This is a genomic window from Oceanobacillus sp. CF4.6 (genome assembly GCF_051262635.1).
Taxonomy (GTDB): domain Bacteria; phylum Bacillota; class Bacilli; order Bacillales; family Amphibacillaceae; genus Oceanobacillus.
In genome coordinates, this window is the sequence record NZ_JBIMEX010000001.1 from 404,131 (window position 1) to 424,739 (window position 20,609).

At 37.0% G+C, this 20,609-nt stretch carries 18 protein-coding genes; 1 reads left to right on the forward strand and 17 read right to left on the reverse strand.

Annotation, left to right across the window (positions count from 1 at the left end; translation table 11 throughout):
- Nucleotides 1–16: 16 nt before the first annotated feature.
- The 14 genes from ytxC to citZ form a co-directional block, all read right to left on the reverse strand.
- Entirely contained in the window at nucleotides 17–865 is an 849-nt protein-coding gene (gene ytxC, locus ACHABU_RS02205; protein WP_435762336.1) for a putative sporulation protein YtxC, read from the reverse strand.
- A 282-nt stretch (nucleotides 866–1,147) separates the two neighbouring features.
- Nucleotides 1,148–2,074 carry a primosomal protein DnaI gene (gene dnaI / locus ACHABU_RS02210; protein WP_435761797.1) on the reverse strand — a complete coding sequence of 309 codons (927 nt, stop codon included), beginning with the start codon at nucleotides 2,072–2,074 and terminating at the stop codon, nucleotides 1,148–1,150.
- A 26-nt stretch (nucleotides 2,075–2,100) separates the two neighbouring features.
- Nucleotides 2,101–3,432, reverse strand: a complete 1,332-nt coding sequence (locus ACHABU_RS02215) for a replication initiation and membrane attachment family protein (RefSeq protein ID WP_435761799.1) — start codon at nucleotides 3,430–3,432, stop codon at nucleotides 2,101–2,103.
- A gap of 31 nt (nucleotides 3,433–3,463) precedes the next feature.
- Complete coding sequence (nrdR, locus tag ACHABU_RS02220; protein ID WP_435762338.1) at nucleotides 3,464–3,931, reverse strand: transcriptional regulator NrdR; 468 nt, start codon at nucleotides 3,929–3,931, stop codon at nucleotides 3,464–3,466.
- 33 nt (nucleotides 3,932–3,964) lie between these two features.
- Nucleotides 3,965–4,423, reverse strand: coding sequence for a cytosolic protein (locus tag ACHABU_RS02225; RefSeq protein WP_435761801.1), 459 nt, complete (start codon nucleotides 4,421–4,423; stop codon nucleotides 3,965–3,967).
- 78 nt (nucleotides 4,424–4,501) lie between these two features.
- Nucleotides 4,502–5,533 carry a glyceraldehyde-3-phosphate dehydrogenase gene (locus ACHABU_RS02230; protein ID WP_435761803.1) on the reverse strand — a complete coding sequence of 344 codons (1,032 nt, stop codon included), beginning with the start codon at nucleotides 5,531–5,533 and terminating at the stop codon, nucleotides 4,502–4,504.
- A 194-nt stretch (nucleotides 5,534–5,727) separates the two neighbouring features.
- The gene (gene coaE, locus ACHABU_RS02235) at nucleotides 5,728–6,327 is read right to left on the reverse strand and encodes a dephospho-CoA kinase (protein ID WP_435761805.1); all 600 of its coding nucleotides are present in this window, start codon (nucleotides 6,325–6,327) and stop codon (nucleotides 5,728–5,730) included.
- 15 nt (nucleotides 6,328–6,342) lie between these two features.
- Nucleotides 6,343–7,170, reverse strand: coding sequence for a DNA-formamidopyrimidine glycosylase (gene mutM, locus ACHABU_RS02240; RefSeq protein ID WP_435761807.1), 828 nt, complete (start codon nucleotides 7,168–7,170; stop codon nucleotides 6,343–6,345).
- 14 nt (nucleotides 7,171–7,184) lie between these two features.
- Entirely contained in the window at nucleotides 7,185–9,824 is a 2,640-nt protein-coding gene (gene polA, locus ACHABU_RS02245) for a DNA polymerase I (protein ID WP_435761809.1), read from the reverse strand.
- Between the two features lie 148 nt (nucleotides 9,825–9,972).
- The gene (gene pnpS / locus ACHABU_RS02250) at nucleotides 9,973–11,337 is read right to left on the reverse strand and encodes a two-component system histidine kinase PnpS (RefSeq protein WP_435761811.1); all 1,365 of its coding nucleotides are present in this window, start codon (nucleotides 11,335–11,337) and stop codon (nucleotides 9,973–9,975) included.
- Nucleotides 11,337–12,029: a response regulator transcription factor gene (locus ACHABU_RS02255; RefSeq protein ID WP_435761813.1), complete on the reverse strand. Its 693-nt coding sequence runs from the start codon at nucleotides 12,027–12,029 to the stop codon at nucleotides 11,337–11,339. Before ACHABU_RS02255 ends, pnpS begins: the two co-directional genes overlap by 1 nt.
- A 209-nt stretch (nucleotides 12,030–12,238) precedes the next feature.
- Nucleotides 12,239–13,177: a malate dehydrogenase gene (gene mdh / locus ACHABU_RS02260; RefSeq protein ID WP_435761816.1), complete on the reverse strand. Its 939-nt coding sequence runs from the start codon at nucleotides 13,175–13,177 to the stop codon at nucleotides 12,239–12,241.
- Nucleotides 13,178–13,294: 117 nt separating this feature from the next.
- Nucleotides 13,295–14,608 (reverse strand): NADP-dependent isocitrate dehydrogenase, encoded by a 1,314-nt coding sequence (icd, locus tag ACHABU_RS02265; RefSeq protein WP_435762340.1) that lies wholly within the window; start codon nucleotides 14,606–14,608, stop codon nucleotides 13,295–13,297.
- A 31-nt stretch (nucleotides 14,609–14,639) separates the two neighbouring features.
- Complete coding sequence (gene citZ / locus ACHABU_RS02270) at nucleotides 14,640–15,761, reverse strand: citrate synthase (protein WP_435761818.1); 1,122 nt, start codon at nucleotides 15,759–15,761, stop codon at nucleotides 14,640–14,642.
- Between the two features lie 405 nt (nucleotides 15,762–16,166).
- Between citZ and ytvI the strand changes: the two genes are divergently transcribed.
- Entirely contained in the window at nucleotides 16,167–17,273 is a 1,107-nt protein-coding gene (gene ytvI / locus ACHABU_RS02275) for a sporulation integral membrane protein YtvI (protein ID WP_435761821.1), read from the forward strand.
- Nucleotides 17,274–17,278: 5 nt separating this feature from the next.
- Here the strand turns inward: ytvI and ACHABU_RS02280 are convergent, their stop codons facing one another.
- The 3 genes from ACHABU_RS02280 to pfkA form a co-directional block, all read right to left on the reverse strand.
- Complete coding sequence (locus ACHABU_RS02280) at nucleotides 17,279–17,665, reverse strand: FxsA family protein (RefSeq protein WP_435761823.1); 387 nt, start codon at nucleotides 17,663–17,665, stop codon at nucleotides 17,279–17,281.
- Nucleotides 17,666–17,765: 100 nt separating this feature from the next.
- Nucleotides 17,766–19,526, reverse strand: coding sequence for a pyruvate kinase (gene pyk, locus ACHABU_RS02285; protein WP_435761826.1), 1,761 nt, complete (start codon nucleotides 19,524–19,526; stop codon nucleotides 17,766–17,768).
- A 91-nt stretch (nucleotides 19,527–19,617) separates the two neighbouring features.
- The gene (pfkA, locus tag ACHABU_RS02290; RefSeq protein WP_435761829.1) at nucleotides 19,618–20,577 is read right to left on the reverse strand and encodes a 6-phosphofructokinase; all 960 of its coding nucleotides are present in this window, start codon (nucleotides 20,575–20,577) and stop codon (nucleotides 19,618–19,620) included.
- Nucleotides 20,578–20,609 lie beyond the last annotated feature (32 nt).

Genomic DNA, 20,609 nt, shown 5'->3' on the forward strand with positions numbered 1-20,609 from the left:
AAAATCAAGTCCAATGTTAATCATTATTTAAATAATAAGGAAAAGGAAAATTGCTGATTGGTTGAAAATCTACTTTTTCCTGAAAAACATTGATGACCGTTAGTGTTTTCGGTTCTGATGGATCGTCACCATATATTTTTAATTTTTCAGGAGCCATCGCAATTAGCGGAGCAAGATTAAACTCATTATCATGGAGTCCAACAATATATAATGGTTCCTTTTTCATTAATACCCGTAACTCGATAGTGGTCAATCGCTTTCCATTCTCTTTAAAAAAAGCAAATGAATTCCCTTGCAAAATATGGATAACTGGTAATCCTGGTTTCTTTTTTATAACATATGCACGGACCATATCAAGAAACGCCTGATGATCTTCTTCTCTTTTGAATTCGTCAATTGCAAGTCCCACAAAAGAAATTAGCTGATCTTTGAAATGTTTTAAACGAAAATTGACAATCGAGTCAAAGTGGAACTCAAAACTTTCTTTCAAATTTGCAATAAATAAGGTTTTCAGAATTAAATGTTGATCTTTATTACTTCTTAATCGTTTACTTTCTTCGTCTTCTCCGGTAATGATCCAATGCGTTAAGTCATGAATCCGTTCAATTTCCTCATGCTCGCTATAATAATAATAATCCGTAATAATGCGTTTAATCATTGTTCTTAACCGGTGTGTCATAAAAACATCTACCATCGTACCAGCAATCATATCCACCAATTCATTTTTGGGCAGTTTCTCCACAAATTTCAGATGATTGCCCCATTTCTCATCCGTTTTCCAAATTAGCTCAATCTTTTGATGTTTACGAAATAAATGCTCACAAAAACTGATTACTTCTTTATTCGATTCAAAAAATACCTCCACCAATAATTATCACCCTCATCCACGACCAAACTGTTACATTATATGGACAATCTGTATAAAAAATGATTAATCTTCCTAATCTAGCAAGTATTTTCCGTAGTAGTTTTGTTTGGGCGTTATTACTTGCTGTTGTAACTGATGATAGCTGCCTTCTATTTAAACGTATGCAAGTGGTTAAGCGAATAGAGCAATTGTTTTAAAAAATAAAAAAAACCGAGAGATGTGGTACCTATCCCTCAGGCTTTTACAATTATATATTATACGGCACTTACACTTTTGTTTTTACAATCGACGGTTATGTCCTTCGATTTTCACTTCTTTACTGACTTGTTTAATCCGTTCGATGATTCTTCCAGCTTTTACTGTTTCTACTCCACTCTTTGTTGTAGCGAGCTGGACTTCAAGTTGGTCCAAATCATAATTAGACGTAAAAAAGACCGGCAGACGTTCCATCATCCGATATTGAAGAACCGAACCAAGAATTTCATCCCGGAACCATGCAGATTGAAGTTCAGCTCCGATATCATCCAACATCAAGACATCTGCTTTCTTAAAATAATCAATCTTTTCATTAACAGAGTCGTCCTTGAACGAACCTTTAATTTCACGTACAAATTCGGGCATATAAATTAACGTAGATGATATATTGAATTTTTTCAGTTCATTGGCAAGTGCACCTAAAAGGTACGTTTTTCCAACACCAAATTGTCCGTAAAAATAAACACCCTTACGAGGGAGATCTGTTTTAGCCTGATCTAAAAAGTCCAAAAGCTCTGCAATTGCTGTAATCCTCGTCTCATCATTCGCTATATCCGAAAAGCTTGCCTGAAGTATTTCTTTGGGCATATATAGACTTTGAATTAATTTCTGCTTCTCCTGGTCCTTTTCATACATCACTCTACTATGACATTTTTCATAGGACAAACGAATCTCGTCATTCTCCACATGAAGCACTGGTGAATAGCCCGGTATCATATTTTTACATGCTCGATAGGATCCACATTGATCACATTGTTTTACCTGTGTTTTGTACTCATAAAGTTTAATCAGACTTTTATTTATTTCAGCTTGCGTAAGTTGCGGATGCAATGTTAGAAATTCACTAATTTCTGGGTCGTTCAACACTTCTTGTTTTATTTTCACGTAATTTTCTTTGAAATTTTCATTTGTTTTCATCCATGATTTTAATGAAGACTGTATTGGTTTCAATTTAACCATCCTAACACATGATTCGTTTAGTTTCCGTTGGAATATTGTCTGAGTCGGGCAGCAATCTTTTCCTGCTCTTTGGATATATTCATGCTATTGCTTACTTCCGGTTGCTTCGTCTGTTTATGTTTTCTTTCTTTAAACCAATCGGGAACAACTTCTTTGGAATTTTGCTTTTTGCTGTAGCTTGACTTTCGTTTCATATCTTTTTGGAAACGTTCTTGCTCTTTTTTCGCAAACACCATTGCCTCTTTTGCTGTTTTAATATTAGCTCGCGACCAATGACTTGCAATCTTTTCCAAATATGCTTTTGACAGCTTCATATTTGACTGTAAAAGTACATAGTGTATAAGAACATTCATCACCGGCGCCGGTAATCCTTGAGTTGTCATAACTTCGCGAATTGCTTTCATGTCCTGTTCCGATGCATGTTTCCCACTGGATAAATCCTCTAGAAGCTGCTTCGGTGATATTATCTCCAACTCCTGAATAAGCATTTCCTCTTTCGTCGTCGGTACTTCTGCTGGTTCCTTTTTCACAGTCTGAACCATCTCCGTCAGTCTGATTGTCTTATTATTATTTTTCGCCTTAAACAAATCGTGGCAGGCTACTTTAAATTCTTCTGTATCGAGTAGATTTTCATCGTTTAATGCCCATAAAACCGACTTGTCGATTTCATGCGTTTCCAAATCATAAAGCACCATCATTTGATAAATCAGTCTGCGATTTGTGGAAGTAAGTACCTTCCCTGCAGGAATCATACGTTGTTTGAGCATTTGCTCCATCCAGGAGAAATCCATATTTAATTCTTCCGTAGCTGATTCCTGTTTCGGGATTCCTTCCAATGCTTTAGCGGACGGGGTAAACGTCTGAAAAACCTCACTAAAAACAGCCGTTATATTCTCTCCGCGATCCGTAACAGCAGCTTTTAAGTAACGATTTTTTAACATGTTAAATTTTTGATCCCCAATATGGTGAAACAACAATTGGGAAAGCATTGCATCTTTAAAGAATTTATCAGGTGCAAATGGGCTCTGCAGCTCATATGTATACAGATCATTCGACTCCCAGTTCTGTTTAAATGTTTTTAACAAACCGATTCCTTCAAGCTTAAGTCTGGACTGATAGATTTCATCCAACGGGAGATTTAAGTAATTCATCAATGAGTGATGCGTCTGGGGTGAAAAATCCTGTTGGAGTTCCATATCATGCAAAAGGGTCTGGTAAAGTGACACTGCCTGTATCCCTATCAATGGTTGATATAAATGGGTCAGTGACCTGGCGTAGTCTACCGGCAAATATTCTTTTTGATGTACAATATAGCCGTCCACCGGCAAAATTCGTCCTATATAATTCATGTTTATCACACCCTTTTGTACGAAGTAACGATTATTTGCTGTTTTTGTCTGTATTGATAATGTCTTTAAGCTCGTCCAGGAAAACAGTAATGTCTTTAAATTGACGATAAACGGAAGCAAATCGAACATACGATACTTCATCGACCTTGGATAATCTTTCCATCACCAATTCTCCAATATCATTGCTGGATACTTCAGAAGAACCTTGATTTCTTAATGCTTTCTCCACATCCAGTGCTAGAGATTCGATTGTCTCAAGTGCAACCGGTCTTTTTTCACACGCTCTAATCAATCCTCTTGTCAGTTTTTCTCTGGAAAATTCCTGTCTTACTCCATCTTTTTTTACGACAATTAAAGGTACTTCCTCAAACCGCTCAAATGTTGTAAAACGAAAGCCGCATTTCTCACATTCTCTGCGTCTACGAATCGATCGCCCTTCTTCAATAGGACGTGAATCCAGTACTTTCGTATTCTTGTTTTGGCAATTGGAACATCGCATTTTGTTCAACCCCATTCATCCTGGCTTTCATATTTACATATGTTTATCTTTGATCAGTGGTAACTCTCTATTTACCTGTGTATATAATTGGTTGATGAGTTTCGTGCTGTACCCAAAATCAAAGGGCAGTAATGATTCCGTAGTTACTGAAAAATCAATAGCTGTATGATAAGGTCGAACCATAATAACCGTTGCAACAACAAAAACCTTTTTACCTTTCTTACTGACTACACTCATTTCACCATGTTCAGCAGATATAGCTTTTACTTCGAAGTCCGTACTGTTCGAAAAAAAATTTTCCAATGTAGCCAAAGCTTTGTCTTTACTAGTTTTATAATAATGTGTTCGTAGAGAAGTATCCCAATGTTTTTCTCCAGTCTCTGCATGATTGTTAAAATATTTTTTAAGCATTTCACTAAATGACATATTTCGCACCCCAACCTGCATTGTTTCCCATGCATATCTATTACTATTCATTTTAACATGTTTCAAAGAAATCCTCTAGTTGGTAATATTTAAAAACACCTGTTTCGATTTTTTAATCGAAACAGGTGTTCATCTAATCTATGATTATGATATTATTGCTTCATGATGAAACATATAGCTTCCTACGTGTTTTGTTAAATCAAGAACACGTTTGGAATAACCCCATTCATTATCATACCAAGCAATTATTTTTATTTTGTTTCCTTCCATAACCATTGTGGATAATCCATCAATGGTTGCTGAAAAGTCCGTTGTTGTATAATCAATCGATACTAATGGTTCCTCCGAAAAATCAATAATTCCCTTGAGTTCACTTTCAGCAGCAACTTTAAATGCTTGATTGATTTCTTCCACCGTCACGGATTTCTCTACATCCACGACTAAATCAACAAGCGAGACATTTGGAGTTGGAACACGTAATGACATACCATGAAGTTTTCCTTTTAAATGGGGTAAAACTTCACTTAAGGCCTTTGCAGCCCCAGTCGTTGTAGGTATGATGGATTGTGTACAACCACGTGAACGACGTAAATCTTTATGTGGATTATCCAAGTTTTTCTGGTCATTTGTAAATGCGTGTACGGTTGTCATCAGACCATTAATAATAGAGAAATTATCATCCAATACTTTTACAATAGGCGCAAGGCAATTCGTGGTGCAGGAAGCATTAGAAATGACATGATCTTCTTCGTGTATATAGGCTGCTTCATTTACTCCCATTACAATTGTTTTATCTACTTGTTTCCCCGGTGCTGTGATAACAACTTTCTTTGCCCCTGCCTCCAGATGTAACCCCGCACTTTCTTTTGTTTTAAACTTGCCCGTTGCTTCAATAACTACATCAATCTCATATTCTGCCCAAGGAAGTTTTTCCGGTTCTCTCGAGTTCACAATCTTTACTTTTTTTTGATTTACTTCGATTCCATCCTGAAGCGCTTTCACTTCCCCGTCAAAAATACCATGAACACTATCATATTTAATTAGATGTGCAAGTGTTTCAGGAGGGTAGCTTGCATTGATTGCTACGACTTCTAATTGGTTATCCGTAATTGCTTGACGGAACACCATTCGTCCGATTCTTCCAAATCCAGTTATGGCCACACGAGTTTTGTTCATAAGAAACTTATTCCTCCCATATATGTTATACTTTTGTTTACTTTTATATTAATTAGTATAACACATTAGGTTTAAAAAGTGTTTGGCATATATCACAATTTTTCTAAGTTTTTTATAAAATGGACATCCATACAGCTTTTTTATAAAAAAAGAACCGTATAATGGAATTATTCCATTTATCCAGTCCCTCATTTTTATAATACGGTCCAATTTTTTAACAGTTTTTCCAATTGTTCGTAGGAACTTGATTTTGAGCCGTTATTATCGATTACTGCATCAGCCAACTTCACTTTTTCTTTCAGTGGCATCTGAGATTGAATTCGTTGCATGGCCTCTTCCGCTGTAGATTGATCCCGTTCCATCAATCTTTCAAGCTGTACAGACGCATCAACAAATACAACGATGGTTCGATCTACAAAATCGATTAGCTTGCTTTCAAATAATAAAGGGATATCCAGCACGACACATTTCGCTCCAGCTTTAAAATAAGCATCCCTTTGATACAACATTGTTTCGCGTATAGCTGGATGCACGATACTATTTAAAAGTTCTCTTTTGGATTTATCTGCAAAAATGATTGCACCTAATGCTTGCCTATCTAACGTCTTATCAGCTCTTAAAATCGTTTCGCCAAAGGTTTCAACGACTTTCTCATAGGCTTTCTCACCAGGTTGAACAACAGTCCTTGCAATTTTATCCGCATCCACCACGGGAATGTTGAAATCATCAAACATGAGAGATACCGTACTTTTTCCACTAGCAATACTTCCGGTCAAACCGATGCATAGAGACATGAACCTTCACCTCTTTTAGCTTTTTTGACAAGTTGGACATACATGTGTTCCTCGTCCCCCAACTTTCATTTTCGTTATTTCCGTACCACATTTTTTACAAGCCTTTTTATCCTGTCCATATACAAATAATTCCTGCTGAAACATTCCCATATCTCCCTGGCTGTTTACATAGGATCGAATGGTCGTTCCTCCAGCCTTAACCGCTTCTTCAAGAGTAACAATTGCCTGCTCTTGAATGGATTTAACTTCTTTCTTTGTTAATTTACTTGCCCTTTTCAAAGGGTGAACTCCAGCTTTAAACAATGTTTCGTCGACATAAATATTACCAAGTCCTGTAACAATCGTTTGGTCCAAGAGAGCTGCTTTAATAAAACGGTCTGTTTTTTTCAGCTTTTGATAAAAATAGTCAAATGTAAATGTATCATCGAAGGGGTCTGGTCCTAGCTGCTTTAATGGCTTGTTCGCAAATTCCTGGCCTTTCGCATATACGTGCATCGTACCAAATTTCCTTACATCGTTATAACGGAGCTCTTCACCATTTGTAAACGTAAAAATGACATGGGTATGCTTTTTCACTGGTTCAATGGATTGATGGACACTATACTTCCCTTCCATTCGCAGGTGGGAAATCAATACATGGTCATCGAGATAAAACATTAGGAATTTCCCTTTTCTGGAAAGGTCACGAATTGTTTGTCCTTGAAGCAGGACCTTGAAATGCTCTGTATCATCGGGTTCTTTAATAATGTTCGGCCAATAGATATCTACCTTTTCGATTGTTTTATTTAAAACAAATCGTTTTAATGTGTTTTTTATTGTTTCTACTTCCGGTAACTCTGGCATGTGTGAATTTCTCCTTATTTTGCATCGAACCAGCTGCTACCATATTCATAATCCACTTTCAATGGCACATTTAATTCTACGGTATTTTCCATCATTTCTGGTACGATTTCTTTCAAGATTTCTAATTCTTCTTTTGGAGCTTCAAGAATGAGTTCATCGTGAACCTGAAGCAGCATTCTTGCCTGAAGCTTTTCATCTTTCAATTTCCAATGTAAATCAATCATTGCTTTTTTAATGATATCTGCTGCACTACCTTGAATTGGGGTATTCATTGCAGTACGCTCGGCGAAACTTCTGAGATTGAAATTGCGGCTTGTAATTTCCGGCAAGTATCTGCGTCTGTTCATGAGAGTCGTTACATAGCCCTTATGCTTTGCTTCCTGAACGATTTCTTCCATATATTTTTTCACACCTGGATAACTTGTGAAATAGCGTTCAATAAAGTTTTTGGCCTCTTTTCTTGTAATTCCTAGACTTTGGGAAAGTCCATAATCACTAATACCATACACGATTCCAAAGTTTACTGCTTTCGCTTGTCTTCTCATATTGGATGTAACTTCATCTTTTTCCACATGAAAAACATCCATTGCAGTTTGGGTATGGATATCCAAATCATTTTTGAATGCCGCTACGAGTTTTTCATCGTTTGCAATATGTGCAAGTACACGTAATTCGATTTGCGAATAATCGGCAGCAAACATAATCCAGTCCTTTTTAGCCGGTACAAATGCCTGTCTAATCTTTCTTCCTTCTTCCAGCCTGATTGGAATGTTTTGCAGATTAGGTTCAATAGAGCTTAGTCTGCCGGTTTGAGTCAATGCTTGATTAAATCGGGTATGAATTTTGTTTGTATCTTTTTTAACTACTTTTAATAATCCTTCAATATAGGTGGATTGAAGTTTTCCTAGCTGACGATATAGGAGTAGCTTCGGTATTATTTCATGGTCGTTTTGCAGTTGTTCCAGAACATCTGCGGCAGTCGAATAACCAGTTTTTGTTTTCTTAATAACGGGAAGACCTAATTTTTCAAATAAAATAGGACCAAGTTGTTTCGGTGAGTTTAAGTTGAAATTCTCCCCTGCCAACTCATAAACTTCTTTCTCTAACGTATTTAAACGGTCTTTTAAATCTACACCCATTTCTTCCAATTTGCTAATATCAACCTGAACTCCGAGATGCTCCAATTCCCCGAGGATTAAGGCAAGCGGCATTTCTAGTTCTTTCAGTAATCCATACTGCTCATTTTCTCTTAATCGTTCTTCCATTTCATCTTTTAATACATATAATGTAGTTGTCTTTCTGACGACATGTTCAGCAAGTTCTGGAAGATCTGGAACTTTTAATTTTGCTCCTTTCCCGTACACTTCTTCATCGAATAATACATCCTTTTTCCCCATTCGGTTTCCGATGGCGGGTATATCATGATTATTTTCTGCCGGGTTGAGTAAATAAGAAGCCAGAAACATATCAAAGGTGATTCCCTGAATGTGAATGTCGTTCCTTAGAAGAGCAACCATTGTTTTCTTCGCATCGAAAACACGCTTCGTCTTTGAACCGTCTTCTGCCCATGTTTTAAATATATCGGAATTTATTGCGATTTCAGTTGGAATGAAATATGCTCCACTTTCATTGACGATTCCAAATCCGTCAATCGTTGACTGATGGTAATTTTCCCCAATCATTTCAACAACAAGTGATTCATTACCAATAAACATACTTTCGATCACTTCTTCAACAATAGTAAATGAAATATCTTTCATTTCTGTACTTGCTTCTTGTTCCTCTTCCACCCCATCAGATACACGATTGAGCAATGACAGGAATCCAAGATCTTTAAACGCCGTACTGACTTTTGACTGTTCAAAACCGTCATATGTAATATTGTCAACGGAAATTTCAATCGGAGAATCGCGATTGATTGTTACGAGTTCCTTACTCATATAAGCATCTTCTTTATGATTGGTCAGGTTTTCTTTTAATTTCTTTCCGCTCACGTCATCAAGATGATTATATACTTCTTCCAAAGTGTTATATTGCTTAATAAGCTTGGTTGCTGTTTTTTGGCCTACACCCGGCACGCCTGGAATGTTATCCGAACTATCTCCCATCAATGCTTTTAAATCAATGATTTGTTCTGGTGTTATTTCCATTTTTTCAACCATATAATCAGGAGTGTATTTTTCAACATCACTAATTCCTTTTTTTGTCACATGAACCGTAACTTGTTCAGAGACAAGCTGAAGTAAGTCTTTATCCCCGGAAATAACGGTTACTTCCCACTCTTCATTATCACCTTGCTTGGACAATGTGCCGATAATATCATCTGCTTCATATTGGGCAAGTTGATAATGTTTAATATCAAATGCATCAAGCAGCTCCTTTAAAACCGGAAATTGTTCCGAAAGCTCAGATGGTGTCTTCTGCCGTCCACCTTTATACTCCTTGTACGTTGAATGGCGGAAAGTGGTTTTTCCTGCATCAAAAGCTACTAGCATATGGGTGGGTTTCTCTTCTTCTAATATCCGCAATAACATTGTAGTAAAGCCATAAACTGCATTCGTATAAACGCCCTTATCATTATTTAAAAGTGGCAACGCGAAAAACGCGCGATAGATAATACTGTTGCCATCGATTAATACCATTTTTTTTGACATTTAAGTTATCCTCCTGTTTAAACGATTCCTTAACTCATTTTAGCATTCTCTACAAGGAAATGAAAAAATAATGATATGCATTTCCTAAAACAGACTTACGAGCAGGATAAAAGTATACAAAAAAACATCCTCTGTAATAAGAAGATGTTTATTTTGGTAAATAAATATGAATGGTTGTACCTTTATTAATTTCACTTTCCACTTCGATTTTCCCATCATGTACTTCAACAATATGCTTCACGATCGCCAACCCAAGACCGGTACCACCTGTATTCCGGCTCCGTGCTTTGTCCACGCGGTAAAAACGCTCAAAAATTCGAGGTATCGCTTTTTGTTCAATTCCGATTCCAGTGTCTGCCACCTTGATATGGATATAGTCCTCGACATGGCCGAGATAGAATTCCACACTGCCATTTTTAGAAGTATAGAGAATTGCATTGTCCAACAAGTTTATAATTACTTGTTTGATTCGCTCCTTATCAGCTTTCATCGTCAATTCGGAATCAATATCGACAGAAAATTTCAGTCCTTTTTGCTCTGCATTATGTTTTAGAGCAGGTAATACTTCATCAATTAACTCTCCAGCCTTGAACTTATTCAAGACCAAATGAAAATCTTCTCTTTCTAGTCGGGACAAAGATAATAAATCCTCTATTAACAGTTGAAGGCGATGACTTTCATTTTGAATGATGGTCAAGAATTCCTTCGTTGTATCTTGATCATTTATACCGCTTTCCAATAAAGTCTCGGAGAACCCTTTAATTGATGTGATAGGTGTGCGCAGTTCATGGGAAACATTGGCTACAAAGTCCTTACGTGTTTTCTCCAATTTTTTTAATTCCGTTATATCATAGAGAACCAATACTGCACCTTTTAGCATACTTCGTTCATTAAAAATAGGTGCTCCAATTATTTCAAGATGCAATTTATTTAATCCTGATCTATGGGTAAATGATTCTTTAATATTACGTTCATAAAGAAATGTCTTTTGTACCGTATCATGGAATTTTTCTTCTTCAAGGACATCGTAATACAAGTAACCTTTATAATCTTTCTCCGTTTTACCGAACATTGATATGAATTTTCGATTTACGACGTGAATATAACCCTTCTCATCAATTAATACGAGTCCACTTTGCATATTATCAATGATTGTCGATAACTGTTCAGACTGTCTCTGCTCCTGCATGGAAATCTCACTCATATTCCTTGCCAGCGAATTGATTTTCAGGCTAAGCGCTCCAATCTCTTCGCTTGCAGAACTATGAAATCGGACATTGTAATTGCCTTTAACGATTTGGCTAATGGTGTGTGTGGCCTTATGAATCGGTTTTACGTATTTATTAAATAGCAGGGAAAACATTGACAGAAAGATAACCATGTCAATCAATAAGAGAACAATTAAAACAAAAGGGTGGCCTTCTGACTGCCATATAATCAAACCTGTCACAAGTAGACTCAAAATAATAACCAATACATATGGTAATAATGCTTTGGAGAATAAATCTTTCATTAAATCGGCTCCTCCATTTTATAGCCAAGCCCTCTTACCGTTTTAATATAAACAGGTTTTTTTGAATTCGGTTCAATCTTATCTCTCAAATGACTTATATGTACATCAACAATTCGAGTGTCACCAACAAAGTCGTAGTCCCAAACACTGCTTAAAAGCTGATCTCTTGATATAACCTTCCCCTTATTTTTGGCAAGATGGAATAACAACTCAAATTCTTTCCTTGTAAATGAGATCGTATTGGAATTCATCTCTGCCTCATAACGTTCTGGGTAAATCACGAGAGCACCAACTTTCATCAAATTAAAATTTTGCTCTGCAGATTTTTTACTTCTTCGTAAGATTGCTTTTATTCTTGCAATCACTTCTTTCGGACTGAATGGCTTCGTTAAATAATCATCTGCTCCCATTTCCAATCCAAGAACTTTATCAAACTCTTCATCTTTTGCTGTCAGCATTAGTATAGGAGTGTCAATTTTATTCATTCTTAAATGTCTGCAAACTTCCATCCCATCCATCTCCGGAAGCATTAAATCAAGCACAATTAAATCATATTCATTCGTTTCACATTTTTGGACAGCTTCACGTCCATCGTAAGCAACGTCAGTCTGAAAACCTGCATTCTCAATATTATAATTTAATAGAGTTACTATCGGTTTTTCATCATCTACAATTAGAATTTTTTGACTCATATTCAGAACCCCCAACTTCAGCAGCTAATTTTTCTCTCTCTTCTATTAATATCTTAACATTAATATCCAAAAACGTATAATAAATAAAGAAATATTAAAAAAACTTAACATCTAAGTCAGTGTAGTATTTCCGTAAATTCTTGGATTTAGTATAAAAAATCTCCGAATACATGAACTGCATCCGAAGATTTATAAAAATACTATTACAATTAACTTAATAACGATAGTACTTTTTTAACAGAAGCTGCAGATTTATCCAATGCTGCTTTTTCTTCTGCAGTTAAATCCAATTCAATAATTTCTTCAATACCTTTCCCACCTAGGATTGTTGGTACTCCAAGGTAGATATCTTTATAACCGTATTCCCCTTCAAGGAAAGCAATGGAAGGAATCACACGACGCTGATCCTTAAGAATTGCTTCAGCCATTACTGTCAATGAAGCCGCAGGTGCATAATATGCACTACCGTTGCCAAGCAAGCTAACGATTTCTCCCCCACCAGTACGTGTTCGCTGAACAATTTCTTCAAGACGCTCTTTGGAAATCAATGTTTCCAATGGTACACCACCAGCATGAGAATAACGGATTAATGGAACCATGTCATCACCGTGCCCACCAAGAACAAAACCTGTAACGTCTTTTACAGATAGGTTTAATTCTTCAGCAACAAACGTCCGGAATCGAGCAGTATCAAGTACACCTGATTGTCCAATAACGCGTTCTTTTGGTAATCCGGATTCTTTAAATACAGTGTATGTCATTGCATCAACCGGGTTCGTTAAAACGATGATTGTCGTATCCGGTGAATAGTTAACAATATCTTTTGCTACCGCTTTCATAATTTTAGCATTTGTATTTACTAAGTCATCACGGCTCATACCTGGTTTACGTGCAATACCAGCAGTAATGATAACCAGATCAGAGTCTTTTGTATCTTCATAGTTTGAAGTACCAGTAATTTTCGCATCAAAACCTTGCACAGGAGCTGCCTCTGCCATATCAAGCGCTTTTCCTTTTGTTGGGTCTTCCATTTGCGGAATATCTACGAGTACAACGTCACCAAGTTCTTTTTGAGCAAGCATTAGAGCAGTAGTTGCACCAGTAAATCCTGAACCGATTACTGAAATCTTATTTCTTTTCAATCCCATCTTAATTATCCCCTTTTTTGTAAGCTATCAGATCATGATCATCATGATTAAATTAAAAACAAACAGCGTGGTGAGCGACCAATCAATCGGGTGGTCGCCTCCACTACTGTATGCTAATTAACCCATATTTTTAATTAATTCTTGACCAAACTCGGAACATTTAACCTCTGTCGCGCCATCCATCAACCGCGCAAAGTCATATGTGACAACTTTAGATGCAATTGTTTTATCCATTGAAACAGTAATTAGGTCTGCTGCTTCTCTCCAGCCAAGATGCTCAAGCATTAGTACAGCTGAAAGAATTACGGAAGATGGATTCACTTTATCAAGGCCAGCATACTTAGGTGCAGTACCATGAGTAGCTTCGAAAATAGCATGCCCAGTATCGTAGTTAATGTTAGCTCCTGGAGCAATCCCAATTCCGCCTACTTGTGCTGCAAGTGCATCTGAAATGTAATCCCCATTGAGATTCATTGTTGCTACAACATCAAATTCCTTTGGACGGGTTAAAATCTGTTGCAGGAAGATATCAGCAATAGCATCCTTCACAAGGATTTTACCTGAAGCTAATGCTTCGTCCTGTGCTTTATTAGCTACATCTTTGCCATCCGATTCCACGAGGCGGTCATACTCAGCCCATGTAAACACTTTATCACCATATTCTTGTTCAGCAACTTCATAGCCCCATTGTTTAAAAGCACCTTCAGTAAATTTCATGATGTTACCTTTATGTACGAGAGTAACACTATCGCGTCCTTCAGTTAGTGCATATTCTATAGCTGAACGGACCAATCGTTTCGTTCCTTCTTCTGAGACTGGTTTTACGCCAATACCTGAAGTTTCAGGAAAGCGAATATTACTTACACCCATTTCATTTTTAAGGAATTCAATTACTTTCTTTACATCATCGGATCCTTTTTGCCACTCAATCCCCGCATAAATATCCTCTGTATTCTCACGAAAAATAACCATATCCACATCTTCCGGACGTTTTACTGGAGAAGGCACACCTTCAAAATAGCGCACTGGACGCAAGCAAGTATATAAATCAAGTTCCTGACGCAATGCAACGTTTAGGGAACGTATTCCACCACCAATTGGTGTTGTTAATGGACCTTTGATTGCAATTTTATATTCATTAATTTTATCCAATGTGTCTTGAGGAAGCCATTCGCCAGTTTTATCAAATGCTTTTTGACCAGCATAAACTTCCAACCAATCTATTTTCTTTTCTCCGTTATATGCTTTCTCAACGGATGCTTCAATTACTTCTTTAGCAGATGCCCAAATATCTGGACCAGTACCGTCACCTTCAATAAAAGGAATGATTGGATTGTTTGGTACGTTTAAGTTCCCATTTTCTACGATAATTTTTTCTCCCTGTGCCATTAATAATACCCTCCTAAATTTATCTGAACAGAATAGCCGGATTACCAGCTATCCTCAGTTTCATTTTATAAAATTAGCCACGTTTTGCAAGTTCAACATAATCTTGCAACTCTGGGCCCGTATATTCCGCACGTGGACGGATTAAACGATTGTTTTCATATTGTTCCAGAATATGTGCTAACCATCCTGAAGTACGGCTTACTGCGAATATCGGTGTAAATAAGTCATGGTCAATACCCAGGCTGTGATAAACAGATGCACTGTAGAAATCCACATTAGCTGGAAGTCCTTTGTGCTTTTTGATATAATCTTCAATTTTAACAGACATATTATACCATTTTTCCTGACCTGTAAGTTTAGTCAGCTCTTGGGACATTTTTTTCAGGTGTTTCGCACGAGGATCTCCATTTTGGTAGACGCGATGTCCCATCCCCATAATTTTTTCTTTGTTTTCAAATTTCTTTTCAATATAAGGGATTGCATTTTCTTCTTCGCCAATTTCACTTAGCATCTTCATAACGTTTTCGTTTGCTCCACCATGCAAGGGTCCTTTTAGCGCACCAATTGCAGCAGTAATACCAGAATAAATGTCTGAAAGCGTTGCAACACATACTCTTGCTGTGAAAGTAGAAGCATTTAATTCATGATCTGCATGCAGTACTAACGCTTTATTGATTGCTTCTATTTCAATTTCCTCAGCTTCTTTTCCATTAAGCATGTATAAGAAGTTTTCTGCATATCCCAAATCCTTCTTCGGTTTAACTGGGTCTTGACCATTACGGATTCTGGAAAAAGCGGCTACTATCGTTGCGATTTTCGCTTGGATTGAAACAGCTTTCTGTTTATTTACTTCAGTCTCCATTACATCTGCCTTGCTATCATATAACCCAAGTAATGATATTGCAGTACGTAATGCTGCCATTGGATGAACGGTTGATAAATCATAAGAACGCAAATGATCAATGATCGCATCTGGAATTTCCATATGTTCTGCGAGTTCTTTCTTCATCTTTTCCAATTCAGTCGTATTTGGAAGTTTCTGATTCCACAATAAGTACACGACTTCTTCAAAACTCGAATTCTCAGCTAAATCATCGATACGATAACCAACATACGATAGTTGGTCGTCAATGATGGAACTGATAGACGATTGAGTTGCGACAATACCCTCTAGCCCCTTTGCTGATGTTGTCATAGTAACCCTCTCCTTTTTTTATGTTAATTGTGGCACGATAAAAAAACACACACAATTACCTGACAATAATATCGATAGCGTGATGTACGCTCGCTATTCATAATTAAATAGCAGAAGTCATGCAACGCTTCTACTTAAATCTTTTTATACTTTTAAGTAGCTTATTATTGTCTACCCCAAATATTATTATAAAGTAATTTTGGCAGAAAGTGAATTGAAACCGTTTAAATTTCTGATTTTTGCTATAAATAATATGATTTTACAGAGGTTTATGTTGTTATATCTATTTTTTATCTGCTCTAAGTTTTCGTATCTGGAAGTCTATTATTCCTTCGTTCATCATATAAAACTAGTACAGGCCTGCACAGGTTTCTAAATTAAGGCTTTAATTGGAGTGTACTAAGTATGCAAAAATTATTTCTACAGCAATTTATACGATTTCTTATCGTAATCGTTATGTGTATCCTCGTCAGCATGGCATTTATAAATACGTTCCATTATATTTACCCACTGTTGATTGCTGTAATCATTTCCGTCATCATTCACCCATTTGTCCGTTTTCTTGAAAGTATTACAAAGCTACCAAGGTTTCTATCTGTATCGTTTATGATGATTGGTTTGATTCTCTTATTTTTCGGCTTTCTATTATTAATCGTTACCGAGGTTTATCAGGGCTCTTTATTTCTGGCTGATCAGTTACCAAAACATTTTCATTCCTTTGTTTTGTATCTAGAAACGTTTTTTAATAATCATTTATTACCGTTATATAAGGTGGTCATTTCCTTCTTTCATTCGCTTGATCCAAATCAGCAAGTTACAATCAATGAATATATTCGATCATTAACAGATTTCGTTGCATCTTCAGGAACGGAATTACTGAGTAGTACCTTGGCAAAAATTCCCACTATGCTCGCTATCGTACCAGGATCATTAACAACTGCTATCTTTATCTTACTGGCAACGTTTATGATATTAAATGATTTTGAAGATTTAAAGCGGATTTTACAACGAATTATTCCAGTAAAGGCAGGAAAATCGTTACATGAGCTCATTAATCATCTGAAGTTAGCAATTACCGGATTTTTCAAAGCCCAACTGATACTAATCTTTATTTCAGCTTGTCTCATTCTGACTGGCTTATTGATTCTACAGGTTAAACATGCATTAACCATTAGCTTATTCGCTGCTGCAGTCGATTTCATCCCTTATATCGGAACAGGTATCCTATTTATTCCCTGGATTCTATACACCTATTCCGTATCCGATTATTCGATGACCATTGGACTCAGTATTCTATATATGATTGTGATTCTTTCCAGACAAATTCTGGAACCAAAAATACTTTCCGCGAGCATCGGGATTCATCCATTGATTGTACTGATTGGTATGTTCGTTGGTATACAATTATGGGGATTTGCAGGACTTCTGATTGCTCCACTACTTATCGTTTTGGGGAATGCGTTGTATCAGTCAGGATTCTTACAAATAATATGGAATTTCATCAAAGAATAAAAATATCATTTGCGATAAATAATTGTTCCATTTCCCATCATTTTGTTCATCAATTTGCGTATCATGTTCTTCATAGGGGTTCTTGTATATGGAATTACTAAAATGAATCCAACCGTATCTGTAATAAAGCCCGGTGAAAATAAGAATACAGCTCCAATAAAGATGCATATGCCATCCATAATTTCTTCTGTTGGAGGAATTCCCTTACTCATCTGTAACTGGGCTCTTCTCCATGTATCTATGCCTTGTTTCTTTGCAAGGGTTACACCGATAACTCCGGTCAAAACGATTAGAAATACGATCCACCAAGGTCCCGTCATTCCACCGATCCAAATAAAAACACCGATTTCCGAAGCGGGAATAACTAATAAAGCCAATAATAACCAGCGCATCATAAAACATCCTTTCTCAGACTTAATTTTAACATGATTCTCTAAAAATAAAAAATAGAAACCGGCAATATACCGATTTCTATTTATAAGATTATTTTAATTAAAGAACACTCGCATGTCCTTCGTAAATATCACCTTTTGTACCATCAACTGTAATATCCTGACCATTTTCAAGTAATTTGAAAACATTGCTCACTCCAACGATTACTGGGATGCCCAAGCTTAAACCTACGACAGCTGCATGGGAAGTTAAACCGCCCTCTTCCGTAATAATTGCTGCTGCTTTTTCAATCGCAGGCATCATATCACGATCTGTAGCGTGAGTAACAAGAATATCACCATCCTGTACGTTTGATAATGCTTCTTCATTACTCTTAGCAAAAACGACACGACCGTAAGCGCTTCTTCTTCCAATTCCTTGTCCCTTAGCTATAACATCGCCAATTACATGGACTTTTAACAGATTTGTCGTACCACTTTCGCCTACTGGTACACCTGCAGTAATAATTACTCTACTTCCGCGTTTGCATAGGCCTGTATCCAAGCCTTTGTTAATTGCAATGTCAAGCATTTCATCCGTAGAACCTGCTACATCGCCCTGTACCGCATGTACACCCCATACAAGGGAAAGTTGACGATTAACGGCATCAGAGAAAGTAACCGCAAGAATCGTTGCTTTTGGTTTATATTTAGAAATCATTCTAGCAGTGTGGCCGCTTTCCGTTGGTGTGATAATCGTATCCACATTTAGGTTCATTGCAGTATGTGTTACCGATTGACTAATTGCCTCTGTAATTGTCATGTCCACATTTTTAGAACGCTCTTCCAAAATCGATTTATGTTGCAGTGCAGATTCTGTTTTCAATGCAATATTGCTCATTGTTTGGACAGATTCAACTGGATAAACCCCTGCAGCAGTTTCTCCTGAAAGCATAATTGCATCGGTTCCGTCAAAAATCGCATTCGCTACATCGGATGCTTCTGCTCTTGTCGGACGTGGGTTTCTTTGCATAGAATCAAGCATTTGCGTAGCAGTAATAACTGGTTTTCCTGCGTTATTGCATTTTTTAATCAATGCTTTTTGTACGAGTGGAACATCTTCAGCTGGAATTTCCACACCTAGATCACCACGTGCTACCATTAATCCATCACTTACTTCCAGGATACTGTCAATATTGTCGACACCTTCCTGATTCTCAATTTTAGGGATGATGTGGATATGTGTTGCCCCATTGTTTTCAAGTAATTCTTTGATTTCAAGAATATCAGATGCGCGACGTACGAAAGATGCAGCAATAAAATCTACACCCTGTTCAATACCAAAATTAATGTCTGCCGCATCCTTATCTGTAATACCTGGAAGGTTAACAGAAACGTTCGGTACATTTACACCTTTTTTATTTTTTATAACACCGGTGTTCATCGCTTTTGTAGTAATTTCGCCTTTTGCTTGATCAATCTCAGTTACTTCAAGTTCAATTAGCCCGTCATCAAGTAGAATTTTGGACCCTTCATGTACGTCATTGATTAAACCTTCATACGTTACAGAAAATTTCTCTGCAGTACCTTCCACTTCATTCATGGAAACAATAACATCATTTCCTTGTACAAGATCAGCATATCCTTCTTTAAAGTTACCGGTTCTAATTTCCGGTCCTTTCGTATCCAATAAAATAGCGACTGTTTTATTTTTATTTTTTGCTGCTAATCTGATGTTTTTTATACGTGCACCATGCTCCTCAAAGTCACCATGTGAGAAATTAAGTCTGGCAACATTCATACCTGCATCAATTAAATTTTCAAGTATTTCCACCGTTTCTGAAGCTGGTCCAATCGTACAAACAATTTTAGTATTTCTCATGTATTGTTCTTCCTCCTTGATTATCTTAAATATGTTTATAACTATTCTAGCTGAAATTAACTTTAAATCATCGATCTAGTATTCATTGAAGTTAGATGGATAATTCCTTAGAAAGCTGGTACATTTCTTCATTGATTGAATGGTCTTTCGTAAACACTTCATCAAAAGGATGATCAACCAATATATTCTGCTGTATACCAACCATTCTACCACCTTGCTCCTTTATAAGCAGCTCTACAGCTCTTGCACCTAAACGACTCGCAAGCACTCTATCTGTTGCAGATGGTGAACCACCCCGCTGAATATATCCTAGTACGGTAACACGTGTTTCGAGATTGGTTTCTTTTTCAATTCGATCACCATAATCAAAACCGCTTCCAACACCTTCTGCCAATATTATAATGCTATGTTTCTTGCCACGATCATGACCACGTTTCAAACGGTCCACGATTTCTGAAAAATCTTCCTTTTTCTCAGGGATCAATATACTTTCTGCACCTCCAGCGAGTCCTGCCCAAAGTGCAAGGTCCCCGGCATTTCGACCCATAACTTCAATAATATACGTACGTTCATGAGAAGTTGCAGTATCACGGATCTTGTCCACCGCTTGTATAATCGTGTTTAACGAAGTATCAAAACCAATCGTAAAATCGGTTCCAGAGATATCATTATCGATTGTTCCCGGAACTCCGATGCAAGGAAAACCTTTATCGGTTAACTTCTGCGCTCCACGGAAACTTCCATCCCCACCAATCACAATTAAGCCATCAATTCCGAACTTTTTTAGTTGCTCAATTGCCCGTTGCTGTCCTGCTTCTGTTTTAAATTCCTCACTGCGGGCAGAGAATAATATAGTACCGCCGCGTTGAATAATATCTCCTACAGAGCCCAGACCCATTTTTTCTATATTTCCCTCCATTAGACCTTGAAACCCATTTTTAATTCCATAAACTTCCATTTCGTGAAAGATAGCTTTTCTGACTACGGCACGAATGGCTGCATTCATACCTGGTGAATCTCCACCACTAGTAAGTACACCTATTTTGTTCACGTAAACTTCACCTCTAGTCGTAAAATTATAAA

What these genes read in the sequence shown, in the direction of transcription:
- ACHABU_RS02215 (WP_435761799.1), bottom strand. Translation starts at nt 3,432, where the DNA reads ATGAATTATATAGGACGAATTTTGCCGGTGGACGGCTATATTGTACAT.
- nrdR (WP_435762338.1), bottom strand. Translation starts at nt 3,931, where the DNA reads ATGCGATGTTCCAATTGCCAAAACAAGAATACGAAAGTACTGGATTCA.
- ACHABU_RS02230 (WP_435761803.1), bottom strand. Translation starts at nt 5,533, where the DNA reads ATGAACAAAACTCGTGTGGCCATAACTGGATTTGGAAGAATCGGACGA.
- coaE (WP_435761805.1), bottom strand. Translation starts at nt 6,327, where the DNA reads ATGTCTCTATGCATCGGTTTGACCGGAAGTATTGCTAGTGGAAAAAGT.
- mutM (WP_435761807.1), bottom strand. Translation starts at nt 7,170, where the DNA reads ATGCCAGAGTTACCGGAAGTAGAAACAATAAAAAACACATTAAAACGA.
- polA (WP_435761809.1), bottom strand. Translation starts at nt 9,824, where the DNA reads ATGTCAAAAAAAATGGTATTAATCGATGGCAACAGTATTATCTATCGC.
- pnpS (WP_435761811.1), bottom strand. Translation starts at nt 11,337, where the DNA reads ATGAAAGATTTATTCTCCAAAGCATTATTACCATATGTATTGGTTATT.
- ACHABU_RS02255 (WP_435761813.1), bottom strand. Translation starts at nt 12,029, where the DNA reads ATGAGTCAAAAAATTCTAATTGTAGATGATGAAAAACCGATAGTAACT.
- mdh (WP_435761816.1), bottom strand. Translation starts at nt 13,177, where the DNA reads ATGGGATTGAAAAGAAATAAGATTTCAGTAATCGGTTCAGGATTTACT.
- citZ (WP_435761818.1), bottom strand. Translation starts at nt 15,761, where the DNA reads ATGACAACATCAGCAAAGGGGCTAGAGGGTATTGTCGCAACTCAATCG.
- ytvI (WP_435761821.1), top strand. Translation starts at nt 16,167, where the DNA reads ATGCAAAAATTATTTCTACAGCAATTTATACGATTTCTTATCGTAATC.
- ACHABU_RS02280 (WP_435761823.1), bottom strand. Translation starts at nt 17,665, where the DNA reads ATGCGCTGGTTATTATTGGCTTTATTAGTTATTCCCGCTTCGGAAATC.
- pyk (WP_435761826.1), bottom strand. Translation starts at nt 19,526, where the DNA reads ATGAGAAATACTAAAATTGTTTGTACGATTGGACCAGCTTCAGAAACG.